The sequence below is a fragment of the Pseudomonas sp. PGPPP4 genome (assembly GCF_002256045.1).
Classification (GTDB): Bacteria; Pseudomonadota; Gammaproteobacteria; order Pseudomonadales; family Pseudomonadaceae; genus Chryseomonas; species Chryseomonas oryzihabitans.
Genome location: NZ_NKID01000003.1, coordinates 449,778 through 463,468 on the forward strand (window position 1 = coordinate 449,778; position 13,691 = coordinate 463,468).

Sequence of the window (13,691 nt, forward strand, 5' to 3'; positions counted from 1 at the left end):
TCCCCATGCTCGCTTCATCACCCTCGCTCGCCGCACCCGTGGCGGCCACCCCGCGCAAGGGGCTGGTCGTGCTCATCGCCGTGATCGCCGCCCTGGGCGGTCTGCTGTTCGGCTACGACACCGGCATCATCGGCGTCGCCCTGCTCGGCCTCGGCCGCGAATTCGCCATGGACGACACCGTCAAGCAACTGGTGACCGGCGCCATCATCTTTGGCGCCCTGTTCGGCTGCCTCGGCACCGGCCCGATCTCCGACCGCCTCGGCCGCCGCAAGACCATCATCGGCGTGGCCCTGGTGTTCGCCCTGGGTTCGGTGCTCTCGGCGCTGTCGCCCAACGTCACCCTGCTGATCCTGTCGCGCTTCCTGCTCGGCCTGTCGGCTGGCAGCTCCACCCAGATCATCCCGGTGTACATCGCCGAGGTGGCGCCGCCGGAGCACCGCGGCAAGCTGGTGGTGCTGTTCCAGTTCATGGTGGTGTTCGGCATCACCGTAGCCTATTTCACCGGCTTCGCCCTGGATGAGCACTGGCGCTGGATGTTCGGCCTCGGCCTGGTGCCGGCGCTGATCCTGCTGGCCGGCATGGCGGTACTGCCGGAAAGTCCGCGCTGGCTGCTGGTCAAGGGTCGCGAGGGCGACGCCCTGGCGGTGCTGGAACGGGTCCGTGGCGGCAAGGCCGCGGCCCAGGCCGAACTGGCCGAGATCAAGACCGTGAGCAACGCCCCGGAAGGCAACTGGAGCGACCTCTTCTCGCCCTGGGTCCGTCCGGCCCTGCTGGTGGGCGCCGGCATCGCCATGTTCTCGCAGATCACCGGCAACAACGCCCTGATCTACTACGCACCCACCATCCTCACCCAGGCCGGTTTCTCCGACCAGACCGCGGTGCTGGCCACCGGCTGCAGCACCATCCTGGTGGTGATCATGACCGTGGTCGGCAGCTTCCTGGTGGATCGCATCGGTCGTCGCCGCTATCTGCTGACGCTGATTCCCGGCTCCATCATCGCCCTGGCAGTCATGGGCTACCTGTTCCAGGGTGCCGGTCCCCAGACCGATGTCGAGCGCTGGACAGTGGTGGCCTGCCTGGCCGCCTACCTGATGCTCAACTGCGGCGGCTTCGGCGTCTGCATCTGGCTGATCAATGCCGAGGTCTATCCGCTGTTCGTGCGCGGCAAGGGCGCCAGCGTCGGCGCCTTCAGCCACTGGGGCTTCGACCTGCTGGTGACCCTCACCACCCTGAGCCTGGTGACCAAGCTGGGCGCCGCCCACACCTTCTGGCTTTATGCCGGGATTTCCCTGGTGGCGCTGCTGTTCATCTGGCGCCTGGTGCCGGAGACCAAGGGCAAGAGCCTGGAGCAGATCGAGCACGACCTGCGCGAGCGGCGCTTCTTCCCCTATCAGCGGAAAGGCTGAACGCCGGCTCCGGTGCTAGGGTCGCAACAGGAGCGGAGGTAACCTCCGCTCCTGTTCGCCTGTGCCGGAGTCCTGCCATGCGCCCCCTCACCCTCGACCTCGATCTGCTGGCTGCCGCTCTGGACAGCCGGGAGCGAGGTACCCACTTCCTTGACCTTGCCAGCGGCGCCCTGCGCCTGCTCGATCCGGACGATCTCAGTCTGGAAGAACGCGAGGAACTGGAAGATCCCGAACGCTACCTGCCGCTGCCGCGCCTGACCCAAGACGATCGCCTGGAGCTGCGCGAAGCCTTTCTGCACCAGTTGCGCCATCCCCACGCCCAGCCCTTGCTGCGCGCGGCCCTGGAGAGCCGGCGACCGATCCGCACCTTCGACTACGAGCTGGAGCTCTTCCCCTCGGTGCGCGAGGCCTGGCAGGCCTTCGCCCTGAGGCGCCTCAAGGAGGAATTGCTGGTGCTGCTGGACGAAGCCGGCCTGGAAGCCCTGCCGGCGGACGGGCGGATGCCGTTGCCGGACGATGTTCCCGAGGGCATCCGGCGGCGGCTGGAGAAGGGGCGGAGCTAGGGCCTAGTCGTGCCCGTGGCGATAGAGCTTGAGCTCCACCATCAGGTCGTCGGTGAGGGTTTCCAGGTGGGCCTGCAGGGCCTCGAGTGCGAGATCGGCCGGCAGCGCCAGCAGGGCGGTAGCGTGGAACAGCACCTCGCTGCTCATGGGGGCCGGGCGGGTCTCGGTGGACAGGCGTTCGACGTTGACGCCGACCTGGTGCAGCGCCCGGGTGATGTCGCGGACGATGCCGACCCGGTCATTGCCCAGGAGGTCCAGCTGCACCAGGGGCGCACCCACCGGCGCCGGCTGGCCGGGTTCACCGACCAGGATGCGCAAGCCGGGAATGGCCAGCTGCTGCAGCGTCTCCACCAGCCCATTGCGCAATTCCGGTTCAACTTCCACCGAGAGGATGCCGGCGAATTGACCGGCCAGGTGGGCCATGCGGCTTTCCAGCCAGTTGCCGCCCTGGGCGGCCACGCAGTCGGCCAGGGCTTCCACCAGACCGGGGCGATCGGGGGCGATGACGGTCAGGACCAGGTGTTCCATGGCGGGCTCCAGGGCGGGCAGAAGGAGTTTCCAGTCTAGCCCGCCCGATCGCCGCCGGCCTACTGGATGTCTTCGGGTTTGACGATCACCCAGTGCTTGTCCGCGTTCACCGCCACCCCGGCCCTGGCCTGACCCTCGGCGTTGCTCTTCATCATCGCCTCGATCTGGGTGCGGTACTTGGACTTGCGGTCGATCCACAGGTGGATGCCGTTCTTGGCGGCGTCCACGCCCTGGAACAGCATGGGGCCGTCGCTGACCGGGGTGTCGCCGCCGACCAGGATGGGTTTCTTCCAGGGATCGATGTAGGTGAGGATGGCCGCGTACTTGCCGGCGAACCAGGTGGCCGGGGTCCAGAGGTAGGGCGTGACCTGCAGCTTGAGGTTGGCCTGGGGGTCGTACTTGCCTTCGGCGATCTGCTTGCGGGCGGTGGTCAGGGCGCCGGTGGCCGGGTCCTTGAGCAGGGTGGTGACGCCAATGACGTTTTCCGGCTTCACGCCGTAGCCGTAGCGCGGATCGGACGCCACCATGCGCACCAGCTCCTCATGGGCGGCGCTGATCACATAGACCTCGATGCCGTTCTCCATCAGCTTGTGATAGAGCTCCTGCTGGCCGGTGAAGGGCTTGGGCGGATTGATCTCCACCGTCTCCACCTTGTCGTCCTTGCCGTAGTAAGTGGCGGGGATCGGCTTGCCGTAGGCCATCAGCTCGTCGACGTAGCCCTTGAGCTGCTTGAGGGTGAAGCCGGAAAACACCTGGGCGACCCAGGGGTAGCAGACCAGGTCGTCGACCTCGCACAGCCGGTAGTAGTAGCTGTTGAGACTTTCCTTGTGGCCCCCGACATCTTTGAAGGGAATCAGCTTGAGCGAAGGATCCAGAGTGTCGCGGGTCAGCACGCCCTTCATCTCCAGGAAGGGCAGCAGGGCCTCTTCCAGGTCGTAGCGATAGCTGGTGTTGTCCATGTCGAACACCGCGTAGTTGCCCTGGTTGGCATTGGCGGCGATCAGGACGTCGAGCTGGCGGGCGGCATCGGCCGGCCAGTGGGTCAGCTCGGTGGCGGCAGCGGTGAGGCTGAGCAGACCGCCGGCCAGGCCGGCGAGAAGGCGGGGAAGGGTGGACATCGGCGGGCTCCGGCACGGCGACCGCGGGATGCGGTCGTCTGGTCTAGACCATAACAAAAGGTCATGACAGTTCGATGCGCGGAGCGACCTGGGTGGACGCGAGAGCGGCAGCACCTGCCGCTCTGCGACAGGTTCTTAGGCGGTGACGGTCTTGAAGCGCGGCTCGGTGTTGCCCTTGAACAAGGTCAGGGTCGCGACCAGGCCGAGCACGGCGGCCAGGGTCAGCCACATGCCGGGCGCGGCCTTGTTGCCGGTCTCCTGGATCAGCCAGGTGCAGACCATCGGGGTGAAGCCGCCAAAGGTCGCGGTGGCCAGGCTGTAGGCCAGGGAGAAGCCGGTGGTGCGCACATGGGCCGGCATCACCTCGGTCAGGGCCACCACCATGCCACCGTTGTAGGTGCCATAGAGGAAGGACAGCCACAGCTCGACCATCAGCAGGCGCGAGAAGCCCGGGGCGTGGGTCAGCCAGATCATCGCCGGGTAGGCGGTGAGGATGGCCAGCACGGTGGCGAAGATCAGCAGCGGACGACGGCCGACGCGATCGCTCAGGGCCCCCATCACCGGCAGCCAGATGAAGTTGGAGACGCCCACGCAGGCGGTGACGATCAGGCTGTCTAGCGCGGTCAGGTTCAGCTCGTGCTTGCCGAAGGTCGGGGTGTAGGCGGTGATCAGGTAGAAGGAGGCGGTGGTCATGGAGACCATGGCCACGCCCGCCAGCACCACGCCGAAGTTCTGGCGGATGGAGGTCATGGTTTCGCGGAAGGTCGGACGATGCTTGCGCGCCTCGAACTCCGGGCTCTCTTCCAGGGAACGGCGGATGATGAACAGGAAGGGCACGATCAGGCAGCCGATCAGGAAGGGGATGCGCCAGCCCCATTCACCCATTTCGGCGGGCGACAGCCAGTGGTTGAGCAGGGCGCCCAGCACGCCGGCAAAGACCACCGCCACCTGCTGGCTGGCGGACTGCCAGGAGACGAAGAAGCCCTTGCGGCCGGGGGTGGCGATTTCCGACAGGTAGACGGACACGCCGCCCAGCTCGACGCCGGCGGAAAAGCCCTGCAGCAGGCGGCCGAGCAGCACCAGCAGCGGTGCGGCGACGCCCAGGGTGGCATAGCCCGGCACCACGGCGATCAGCAGGGTACCCAGGGCCATCAGCGCCAGGGTGACGATCAGGCCGTGGCGACGGCCGTGCTTGTCGATGTAGGCGCCGAGGAAGATCGCCCCCAGGGGGCGCATCAGGAAGCCGGCACCGAAGGTGGCCAGCGACAGCATCAGGGAGGCGAGTTCGTTATCGCCGGGAAAGAACGTCTTGGCGATGGCCGTGGCATAGAAGCCATAGACCATGAAGTCGTACATTTCGAGGAAGTTTCCGCTGACGACGCGGAAGACGGATTTGGCTTTCGAGGTGGTGGCCATGACTGCTAGCTCGGATTGGGTTTGTTATGGAGACAGCTCGCGCAGGGCGCCCAAACCTCTCGCGGGTGGGTCGCGCTATTTGTAACCTTATGTGTTGCAAAAGCGCGCTGGCAAGCTGAATCGGACCAGAACCCCCGAATTTCATGGGTTTGAAAGGTTATTGAAAGCTTCGCGACATTACGTCTGGAAATTATTGTCCAGTTGACACGTTGTCGCAGTTCAGGTGGCGAGCATTTGCCAGAAAGCCGCCCCCACCCCGGCCAGACTTTCCCCAGCGATGAGGCCGGCCGCGGCGGCCAGGGCGAAGCGCTCGGCCAGCCCCGGCGCCCGCCAGCGCACCAGGGCGGTGAGCAGGGCGCCCAGGGTCATCATCAGCGACACCGAGGCGGGCAGGATGAAGGCCAGGCCCAGGGCCGCCGAGCTGGGCAGCCAGTGTGCGCGGCGGGTCGGCAGCAAGGCTTCGGCCAGGCCCAGCAGCAAGCCCGCCAGGGCGCCCAGCACGATGCCCAGGCGCATGGCGCCGTCGAGGGCGCCCAGGCCCTGGGTCAGGGTCTCCGCCACCGCCTTCCACTGGGCCACCGCCGGCGCCGGCCAGGCGGCGCTGAGCAGCAGCGCCTGGGGATCGGGAATCAGCAGCCGATAGGTGAGCACCCCGGTCACCGCGCCCAGGGCGATGCCCAGGCACTGGGCGACCACCTGCTTGGCGGGGGTGGCGCCGATGGCCTGGCCGACCTTGAAGTCGTTCATCAGGTCGGTGCTCTGGCCCGCCGCGCCGCCCGCGGTGTTGGCGCCCATGAGGTTGATGTTGACCTGCCCGGGGGCGGCCAGGCCAAAGGTCAGCTGCGACAGCTGGCCGATGGCGCCGATGGGCGGGATGCCGGTGGCGCCGACCACCCGCGCGGCCATGGCGGCGAGAAACAGCGCCAAGGGCAGGGCCAGCAGGGCCAGCCAGGGATCGATGCCGAACAGCCGCACCTGCAGCAGCACCACCAGCAGGGCCGCCACCAGCAGCAGCGCCAGCGGCCAGGCGCGCGGCCGTTGCCAGCCCTGGCGCTGGCGCTCGCCGCGCGGCAGGGTGACCAGGCGCACTGCCAGGGACGCCAGAGTGGCGCTGACCATCAGGCTCACCCCCGGCCACAGTAGCCATTGCACCAGAAAGGCGTATTGCGCACCGCTGGCCTCCGCCGGCAGCGCGGCGACACCGCTGGCCAGCAGCCAGGGCGCGACCCCGCCCCAGGCCAGCAGGGTGCCGAGCAGCAGCGACAACCCGACCCTCAGGCCGATGATGCCGCCAAAGCCGAGCAGCAGCAGCGAGGGATCGAAGCTGAAGGTCAGGCGTTCCAGGGCGGGCGAGGGCGCGACTCGCGGCAGCGTCCAGGCGAAGCTGTCCACCAGTTTGACCGCCGCCGACAGCGCCAGGGCGCCCAGCAGCACCCGCAGCCGGACCAGGGCTTCGGCGCCACTGGCATAGACCTGGCGCAGGGCTTCCAGGGTGGCCAGGCCCTCGGGGAATTTCAGGCTGGCATCGGCCAGCAGCAGGGGCCGGAGGTACCAGGCCACCCAGATGCCGAGAAAGCTCACCGCGAACACCCAGCCCATCAGCGGCAGGGTCGGCAATGCCTGGCCGGTCAGCAGGGTGTAGGCCGGGATGGGCGCGACCAGGCCGCCGGAGACGATGCTGGCCGCCGCCGAGGCCACGGTCTGGTTGATGTTGCTCTCGTGCAGCGTCCAGCCCGGTTGCTGCAGGCGGCGTCCCAGGCGGTGCCAGAGGCCGTAGCTCACCAGCAGGGCGATGATCGACATGTTGAACGACCAGCCGATCTTGAGGCCGGCATAGACATTGGCCGGGGTCAGCAGGATGCCCAGCAGCGCCCCGGTGAGCAGTGCCCGGGGGCTGAGTTCGCGCTCCACGGGCAGCGGCAGGTCGGATGCGGCGGCGTTGGCTGCGGGCAAGAGGGCCTCCTCGGTCAGGCGATCATGGCGTGGTCAGGGGACCCCCGGGCGCGGCGGTTGGTTCGCGCCCTCAGGGGTGGCGTCCGGTCCAGGTCTGGCGCAGGGCCTCGATCAGCTGGCGCAGGCCGGGTGGCGGCTGGCGGCGACTCGGGTAGTAGATGCACAGCGGTGCACCGGGCGAGGCCCAGTCCGGCAGCACCTGCTCCAGGCGACCGTCGCTCAGCTCCTCGGCCACCCGCCATTCCAGGCAATAGGCCAGGGCCAGGCCATCGAGGGCGGCCTGGATCGAGGTCTCGGTCTCGTTGACCGTGAGCGGGCCGGGGACGTCCAGCGTGCGGGTCGCGGCGCCGCTGCCCAGCTCCCAGCGATAGAGGGCACCGCTGCCCAGCCGCAGGCGCACGCACTGGTGGTTGGCAAGCTCCTCCGGCTGCTGCGGCCGGCCGTGGCGCGCCAGGTAGGCGGGGGCACCCACCACGATCCAGCGCAATTCGTCGGTCAGCGGCAGGGCGACCATGTCCTGGGGCACGGTGTCGCCATAGCGGATGCCGGCATCGAGGCCGTCGGCGACGATATCCACCGGGCGATCCTCGACGCTGATGTCCAGCTGCAACTGCGGATAGGCCGCCAGCAGCCGGGGCAGGGTCGGGGTCACCAGCAGCCGCGCCGCATCCCGCGGCACGCTCAGGCGCAGGCGACCGACCGGGGCGTCGCGGTGCTGGTCCAGTTCGCCCAGCGCCTCGCCGATGAGAGCGAAACCCTGTTCGAGCTTTTCCGCCAGCGCCGCGCCGGCCAGGGTCGGCACCACCGAGCGGCTGGTGCGATTGAGCAGCTTGACCCCCAGCCGGGTCTCCAGCTGGCGCAGGGCATGGCTCAGCGCCGAGGTGGTGACGCCCAGTTCGATGGCGGCCTGGCGAAAGCTGCGCCGGCGGACCAGGGCGACGAAGACGTTGAGGTCGGCCAGTTCGCCGCGATTCAGGGTGGGCACGGGCACTCCTCGCGCGATAAGGGTCAAGCATTCGTTGAGCCCTATTCAACGCTTTTTGAATTAGCCTCACAAGGCTAACCCTTCCGACTTGGCGTCTTCGCCTGGAGATCCTATGAGTGAAACCCTGCGTATCCCGGGTATCGATACCCCCGTTTCCCGCATTGGCCTCGGTACCTGGGCCATCGGTGGCTGGATGTGGGGCGGTACCGACGAAGCCCGTTCCATCGAGACCATCCGCGGCGCCGTGCACGGCGGCATCAACCTGATCGACACCGCGCCGGTGTACGGCTTCGGTCGTTCCGAGGAGATCGTCGGCAAGGCCCTGGAAGGCATTCGTGACCAGGCGGTGATCGCCACCAAGGTGGCCCTGGAATGGCCCAACGAAGAGGTGCGGCGCAATGCCAGCGCGGCCCGCATTCGCCAGGAGGTGGAGGACTCCCTGCGGCGCCTGCGCACCGACCGCATCGATCTCTATCAGGTGCACTGGCCCGATCCCCAGGTCTCCCACGAGGAAACCGCGCGCGAACTGGAGCGCCTGCGGCAGGAGGGCAAGATCCTCGCCATCGGCGTGAGCAATTATTCGCCCGAGCAACTGGAGGCCTTCCGCCAGTTCGCCAATCCCTCCACGGTGCAGCCGCCCTACAACCTCTTCGAACGCGCCATCGAAGCCGATGTGCTGCCCTATGCCCAGCGTCACGGTCTGGTGGTGCTGGCCTATGGCGCGCTCTGCCGCGGCCTGCTGTCCGGGCGCATGCAGGCGCAGACGCAATTCGACGGCGATGACCTGCGCCAGGGCGATCCCAAGTTCCAGGCGCCGCGCTTCGCCCAGTACCTGGCCGCGGTGGAGGCCCTGACCGCCTTTGCCCGCGAGCGCCATGGCAAGTCGGTGCTGGCCCTGGCGGTGCGCTGGATCCTCGACCAGGGGCCGACCATCGCCCTCTGGGGCGCGCGCAAGCCCGAGCAGTTGCAGGGCCTGGACGAGGCCTTCGGCTGGCGGCTGTCCGCCGAGGACCTGGCGGCCATCGACGCCATTCTGGCCGAACACGTCAAGGATCCGGTGGGGCCGGAGTTCATGGCGCCGCCCCTGCGTTGATCGGTGCGCGCGGGGCACCCTGGCCCCGCCGCGTTGCCTAACGTACTCAGCCACAAGAGGTGAGGATCATGGCCAAGCGCGACGATCTCGACCACAAGCCGGAAAACGCCGGCAAGGTCGGCGAGACCCACAAGGAACTCAATCAGGGCGGTGAAGAACAGCGCCCGCAGGACAGCAAGCGACCCGAGCAGCCCAAGGAGAATCCGGATCCGGGTTACTGACAGGGGCACGAAAAGCGAAGGCGCCCGGGTGCAGACCCGGGCGCCTTCGTTGTCTATGGCCGGGGTCAGCGGCTGACCCCGGCCACCTTGCCGGTCAGAAGCTGCGTGGCGGGGTGGCCATGCCACTCTCGTCGCCTACCGCGCCCGGGGTATTGCCGTTGGCCGCGGTACGGCCGACATTCATGCCCGCGGTCGCCTGGGTGCCGCCAAGGGTGCTGCCGGTGCCCGCCCTCGGCGAGCCCGCCATGGACTCGACCCCGGCGTCGGGATCGTTGCCCAGGTTTTTCGGCGCAGGAGTGCCCGTGTCGACCGGCTGGCTGCGGTGATCCTGGCTGGCCTGGCGTGCCTCTTTGGCCACGTCCTGGCCTGCCGCCTTGACCTGCTCGTAGCCACTGCTGGCGGCCTGCTTGGCCTTGGCGGTCAGCTTGTCGCTGTGCTTGCCGAGGGCGCGATCCTCGGTCTCGGTGCGCGGCAGGGCAGCGCCCAGCAGGGCGCCAAGGGCGATGCCCAGCGCACCCACCACCAGCGGCTGTTCACGCAGCAGGGTCTCGAAGGTGCCCTTGAGCTGTTGCGCCTGGTCAGCCAGGGTGTCCTTGGCCTGCGCCGCGGTATCGCTCAGCCGCTCCCCGGTCTGGGAGGCCTTGGCCGACACGCTCTCGCCGAGACCGGTCACCTTGTCACGTACATCGTGACTGCCACGATTCAGCGAATCACGGGTATGGCCCGCGCCGTTGGCGACCGAGTCCAGCGCACCGGACAGCTTGTCCTTGAGCGGGGTGCCCGTGGTGGCCGGAGCCGGCGTGCGATTCTGCCCCAGCGCCAGCCACAGCAGACCTACCGAGGTCAGCACTGCCGGTACCGGATTGGCCTTGAGGGTATTGCCCAGGTTGTGGGCGAATTCGCCACTGTGGCCCTTGGTGTAGGACAGTGCCTGATCGAACAGCTGGCCGGGCGACAGGCGGCTTTCCAGGGCGCCTACCAGGTCTTCGATACGCTCACGCTTCTGGTCGATCTCGCGTTCGAGCTCGTCGGGATTCTTGCGGGATTCCTGATCGATCTGATCGGTGATGCTCATTGTGCGGCCCTCCGTACGGCGTCCTTGTCCTTCTGCAGGCTGTTGACGGTGCGATCAGGGGTGAAGTGGGACGGCTCGAATTGCTTCTTGCCCGACTGCAGCATGATGAAACCGATCACCATGACCACGGCGCCCACCAGCAGGGCGGCGGCCCAGGGCGTGAGGTACTGGGAGAGGAAATAGACGACGCCCATCAGCAGCACGATGAAGCCGGCCAGCAACACGATGGCGCCCGCGGCGACCCCGGCCACACCGGCCTTGGTGGTGCGCAGGGATTCGCCCAGTTCGGCCTTGGCCAAGGCCAGTTCCTTGGTGAACAGCGCCGGGACCTCGTGGACCAGCTGCTTGACCAGGCCGACGACCGAGGTGTCGCCCTCGGTGGGGCGCGGAGTGGGGTTCTCGTTGATCATGGCTGCTTGCCTCCGCTCAGGGTGGGTCGATCCAGCTGGCTGGATGAGGTGCCGCTGTTCAGGTTGCTGTCGCTGCGGGCCGGGTTTATCGCCGCACCACCGATGGGATCGCCACCCCGGGTGGTGGTCGGGGTGTGGAGGTCGGGACCCTTGGGAATGTTGTTGGTGTGGATGACGTCGGCACCCGCCGCCGGCTCCACCAGTTCGTTTTCCGCTGCGACCGAGGGGGTGGTCAGCGAGGGCACCGCGTCCGCGCCGCCGACGCGCGGGCTGCTGCCGGTATCCGGCTGGCTGGAGGCCTTGAGAAAGCGCGACAGGCCAAAGCCGATGGCAATGCTGCCGGTCAGGAACAGCGCCGGGTTGTCGCGGGCCAGGGTGCCGGCCTGCTGCAGCAGCTGCTCGGCGTTCTTGCCGCGCAGATCCTCGGCGAGACCGGTCAGGCTGCGGGCCATGTCGCTGACATAGTGCGCCAGGCCCAGGGTGTCCTTGTCTTCCAGTTCGTCGGCCGCCGCCTGGGCGCTCTGGGCAATGGCACCGAGCTGGTCGGCCGCGGTGTCGCGGTAGTGTTCGAAGTGGGCAGCGCCCTCTTGCTTGGCGTCTTGCACCGTGTCCTTGGCGACCTCTTTCAGGTCATGCAGATGGGCCTCTGCCGTAGAACCGTCCTTGGTCTGCGAGGATTGTCCCTGGGCGGGATTGAGGGGCGTCGTCATACGCGGGTACCTGTGTGCAGAACCTTGTCGTGGCCGGCAGAGAGCTCTCGGCGACCGTTCGTGTGCCTTGCCTTTTAGGTGACCGGGCGGAACGAGCAGGGGTTCTCACGCGGCGTCGGTTTGCTGGCAAAGCTGACAAACGGTTTTACCTACACATCTAGCTACAAGCGCAGCGGCCAGGGGAAGGGACAGGCTCTGGATCGGGCAATGAAACGCAGTCGCACTGCCGGCAACCATTCGTCATGCCCATGGTGGCGATATGCAAATTCGATGAACGATTTTTCGTCCGGTGCGGTCGATTTCTGCAGACGTTGATGTTCGCGCCAATGCAAGCGAACCCCTTTTTCTCTCTACGTCCTGACAGGAGATCTCTCATGGCCGTTGCCAATGCCAAGCAAGAACTCAAGACCGTTTCCAGCGTCAAGCAGAAGGCCCATCAGGGCGAAGACGCCACCCTGCAGAACCAACAGGCCGTCGGCGAAGCCCTGGCCGTGCTGCTCTCCGATGTCTTCGCGCTGTACATCAAGACCAAGAACTACCACTGGCACATGAAGGGCTCGCACTTCCGCGACTACCACCTGCTGCTGGAAGAGCAGGCCACCCAGCTGTACGGCATCACCGACCTGATCGCCGAGCGTGCGCGCAAGATCGGTCAGCCGACCGTGCGCTCCCTGGAGCAGATGGTGCAACTCAAGCGCCTGGCCAGCAGCGATGCCACCGATCTGTCGGCGGATCAGATGCTGACCGAGCTGCACGACGACAACCAGTCGCTGGCGGCCTACATGCGCACCACCCACACCCTGACCGACGACGCCAACGACGTCTCCACCACCAGCCTGCTGGAAGAGTGGATCGACCAGGCCGAAGAGCGCGCCTGGTTCCTGGGTCAGACCGTCGGCAAGTAAGCCGCGGTAGCGACCTGAAAGCCCGTCTCCGGACGGGCTTTTTCATGGGCGCTCGCCAGGGGTCTGGGATTCGACTGGTACTGCCGCGGGGTGCAGCCGAATTCCCGGCGAAACACCGCGTGCAGGTACTGCGCCGAGGTGAAGCCGCAGCGCCGGGCGACCTCGGCCAGGCTCGGCGCCTCTTCCTGCAGCGCCACGGCCGCGGCGGCCAGCTTGAAGCCGAGGATCTCGTCGTGGACGCTGCGCCCGAGCTCGCGGCGAAAGGACGTCTCCAGCGCCGAGCGGGAGATGCCGACATAGCTGGCCACCTGCTCGGTCTTGATGCCCTGGCAGGCGTACTGGCGGATGAAGTGCAGGGCGCGCATCACCTGGGGATGGCGCACCGGCTGGTGGCGACTGGAGGCCTGGACGTTGATCCCCTCCGGCGGGATCAGCACCCGTGGCGCCCCCAGTTCGACGCCGTGCAGTCGCTGGTGCAACAGGCGCGCCGCCTCGCGGCCGATGGCCTCGGTGCCCTGGATCACCGAGGTCAGGGGCACCCGGGTCAGGGTGCGTGCCAGGGGGTCGTTGTCGATGCCCACCAGCGCCACCTGTTCCGGCACCGGGATGCCGGCGGTGAGGCAGGCCTGCAGGAGTTGCCGCGCCCGGGCGTCGGTCACGGCGAGGATGCCCACCGGCTTGGGCAGGGCCTCCAGCCAGGCGATCAGCTGTTCCACCGCCGTGTCCCATAGTGGTGCGCTGGTCTCCAGGCCGCGATAGATCTCCACCGGCAGGCCGTCGCGGCGGAGCAGGGCGGCAAAGGCCGCCTCGCGCTCGCCGGCCCAGCGATTGGTGTCGGCGGCGGGCAGGCTGAAGCAGGCGAAGCGGGTCAGGCCGGATTCGATCAGGTGGTCATAGGCCAGGCGCACCAGGGCGGCGTTGTCGGTGGCCACGTAGGGGATGCCGGGCGGGTAGTCGCCAGGGGCCGCATAGGAACCGCCGACGGCCACCACCGGCAGGGCGCTGTGAGCCAGGGCGGCGCTCACCGCCGGGTCGTCGAAGTCGGCGATGATGCCGTCGCCCTGCCAGCGCTCGATGCCCTTGAGCCGGCAGAGGAAGTCTTCTTCGAGGAACAGATCCCAGCGCGCCCGGGTACCGCTCAGGTAGTTGCCGATGCCGGCGAGGATGCCTCTGTCGTAGATCTTGCTGCCGTTGAACAGCAGGGCGACGCGGTGGACGGGCGGCTGGCTGGGCATGGCGGCGTTTCCGGCAGGAGGCGCGGGCGGGGCTCCAGACTACGACCGCCGCCTGCGCGCCTCAAGCGGCAAA

General features: G+C 67.8%; 14 protein-coding genes. 5 read left to right on the forward strand and 9 right to left on the reverse strand.

Annotated features, from left to right (window positions below; genetic code table 11):
• Positions 1 to 5: 5 nt before the first annotated feature.
• Together CFE50_RS07795 and CFE50_RS07800 are read left to right on the forward strand one after the other, a co-directional pair.
• Positions 6 to 1,406 (forward strand): sugar porter family MFS transporter, encoded by a 1,401-nt coding sequence (locus CFE50_RS07795; protein ID WP_278443091.1) that lies wholly within the window; start codon positions 6 to 8, stop codon positions 1,404 to 1,406.
• 77 nt (positions 1,407 to 1,483) lie between these two features.
• Entirely contained in the window at positions 1,484 to 1,969 is a 486-nt protein-coding gene (locus CFE50_RS07800; protein WP_286732401.1) for a UPF0158 family protein, read from the forward strand.
• A 3-nt stretch (positions 1,970 to 1,972) separates the two neighbouring features.
• Here the strand turns inward: CFE50_RS07800 and CFE50_RS07805 are convergent, their stop codons facing one another.
• The 5 genes from CFE50_RS07805 to CFE50_RS07825 form a co-directional block, all read right to left on the reverse strand.
• A complete protein-coding gene (locus CFE50_RS07805) occupies positions 1,973 to 2,497 on the reverse strand; it encodes a glycine cleavage system transcriptional repressor (RefSeq protein ID WP_115946356.1) in 525 nt (174 codons plus the stop codon).
• 59 nt (positions 2,498 to 2,556) lie between these two features.
• A complete protein-coding gene (locus CFE50_RS07810; protein WP_286732405.1) occupies positions 2,557 to 3,615 on the reverse strand; it encodes an HAD family hydrolase in 1,059 nt (352 codons plus the stop codon).
• A gap of 135 nt (positions 3,616 to 3,750) precedes the next feature.
• The gene (locus CFE50_RS07815; RefSeq protein ID WP_241809375.1) at positions 3,751 to 5,031 is read right to left on the reverse strand and encodes an MFS transporter; all 1,281 of its coding nucleotides are present in this window, start codon (positions 5,029 to 5,031) and stop codon (positions 3,751 to 3,753) included.
• A 219-nt stretch (positions 5,032 to 5,250) separates the two neighbouring features.
• Positions 5,251 to 6,984 (reverse strand): OPT/YSL family transporter, encoded by a 1,734-nt coding sequence (locus tag CFE50_RS07820; RefSeq protein WP_241809374.1) that lies wholly within the window; start codon positions 6,982 to 6,984, stop codon positions 5,251 to 5,253.
• A gap of 70 nt (positions 6,985 to 7,054) precedes the next feature.
• On the reverse strand, positions 7,055 to 7,969 hold the full coding sequence (locus CFE50_RS07825; protein WP_286732409.1) for a LysR family transcriptional regulator: 915 nt from the start codon (positions 7,967 to 7,969) through the stop codon (positions 7,055 to 7,057).
• Between the two features lie 112 nt (positions 7,970 to 8,081).
• Between CFE50_RS07825 and CFE50_RS07830 the strand changes: the two genes are divergently transcribed.
• Complete coding sequence (locus CFE50_RS07830; RefSeq protein WP_241809372.1) at positions 8,082 to 9,062, forward strand: aldo/keto reductase; 981 nt, start codon at positions 8,082 to 8,084, stop codon at positions 9,060 to 9,062.
• Between the two features lie 68 nt (positions 9,063 to 9,130).
• Positions 9,131 to 9,283, forward strand: a complete 153-nt coding sequence (locus tag CFE50_RS07835; protein ID WP_169742412.1) for a hypothetical protein — start codon at positions 9,131 to 9,133, stop codon at positions 9,281 to 9,283.
• A gap of 94 nt (positions 9,284 to 9,377) precedes the next feature.
• Here the strand turns inward: CFE50_RS07835 and CFE50_RS07840 are convergent, their stop codons facing one another.
• The 3 genes from CFE50_RS07840 to CFE50_RS07850 are packed head-to-tail and all read right to left on the reverse strand — an operon-like array spanning position 9,378 to position 11,478.
• Positions 9,378 to 10,358 (reverse strand): DUF3618 domain-containing protein, encoded by a 981-nt coding sequence (locus CFE50_RS07840; protein WP_241809371.1) that lies wholly within the window; start codon positions 10,356 to 10,358, stop codon positions 9,378 to 9,380.
• Positions 10,355 to 10,768 (reverse strand): phage holin family protein, encoded by a 414-nt coding sequence (locus tag CFE50_RS07845; protein WP_093255052.1) that lies wholly within the window; start codon positions 10,766 to 10,768, stop codon positions 10,355 to 10,357. The genes CFE50_RS07840 and CFE50_RS07845 overlap by 4 nt, the downstream gene beginning before the upstream one ends.
• Complete coding sequence (locus CFE50_RS07850) at positions 10,765 to 11,478, reverse strand: hypothetical protein (protein WP_241809370.1); 714 nt, start codon at positions 11,476 to 11,478, stop codon at positions 10,765 to 10,767. Before CFE50_RS07850 ends, CFE50_RS07845 begins: the two co-directional genes overlap by 4 nt.
• 374 nt (positions 11,479 to 11,852) lie before the next feature.
• Here CFE50_RS07850 and CFE50_RS07855 point away from each other — a divergent pair, with 374 nt between their 5' ends.
• A complete protein-coding gene (locus tag CFE50_RS07855; RefSeq protein ID WP_017639603.1) occupies positions 11,853 to 12,383 on the forward strand; it encodes a Dps family protein in 531 nt (176 codons plus the stop codon).
• Here CFE50_RS07855 and CFE50_RS07860 read toward each other — a convergent pair.
• Positions 12,365 to 13,618, reverse strand: a complete 1,254-nt coding sequence (locus CFE50_RS07860) for a XylR family transcriptional regulator (RefSeq protein ID WP_007159834.1) — start codon at positions 13,616 to 13,618, stop codon at positions 12,365 to 12,367. The genes CFE50_RS07855 and CFE50_RS07860 overlap by 19 nt on opposite strands.
• Positions 13,619 to 13,691 lie beyond the last annotated feature (73 nt).

Excerpts from the sequence above, each read along its gene's own strand:
- CFE50_RS07810 (WP_286732405.1), bottom strand. The coding sequence starts at position 3,615 with ATGTCCACCCTTCCCCGCCTTCTCGCCGGCCTGGCCGGCGGTCTGCTC.
- CFE50_RS07840 (WP_241809371.1), bottom strand. The coding sequence starts at position 10,358 with ATGAGCATCACCGATCAGATCGATCAGGAATCCCGCAAGAATCCCGAC.
- CFE50_RS07835 (WP_169742412.1), top strand. The coding sequence starts at position 9,131 with ATGGCCAAGCGCGACGATCTCGACCACAAGCCGGAAAACGCCGGCAAG.
- CFE50_RS07800 (WP_286732401.1), top strand. The coding sequence starts at position 1,484 with ATGCGCCCCCTCACCCTCGACCTCGATCTGCTGGCTGCCGCTCTGGAC.
- CFE50_RS07855 (WP_017639603.1), top strand. The coding sequence starts at position 11,853 with ATGGCCGTTGCCAATGCCAAGCAAGAACTCAAGACCGTTTCCAGCGTC.
- CFE50_RS07805 (WP_115946356.1), bottom strand. The coding sequence starts at position 2,497 with ATGGAACACCTGGTCCTGACCGTCATCGCCCCCGATCGCCCCGGTCTG.
- CFE50_RS07795 (WP_278443091.1), top strand. The coding sequence starts at position 6 with ATGCTCGCTTCATCACCCTCGCTCGCCGCACCCGTGGCGGCCACCCCG.
- CFE50_RS07830 (WP_241809372.1), top strand. The coding sequence starts at position 8,082 with ATGAGTGAAACCCTGCGTATCCCGGGTATCGATACCCCCGTTTCCCGC.
- CFE50_RS07850 (WP_241809370.1), bottom strand. The coding sequence starts at position 11,478 with ATGACGACGCCCCTCAATCCCGCCCAGGGACAATCCTCGCAGACCAAG.
- CFE50_RS07815 (WP_241809375.1), bottom strand. The coding sequence starts at position 5,031 with ATGGCCACCACCTCGAAAGCCAAATCCGTCTTCCGCGTCGTCAGCGGA.
- CFE50_RS07845 (WP_093255052.1), bottom strand. The coding sequence starts at position 10,768 with ATGATCAACGAGAACCCCACTCCGCGCCCCACCGAGGGCGACACCTCG.
- CFE50_RS07860 (WP_007159834.1), bottom strand. The coding sequence starts at position 13,618 with ATGCCCAGCCAGCCGCCCGTCCACCGCGTCGCCCTGCTGTTCAACGGC.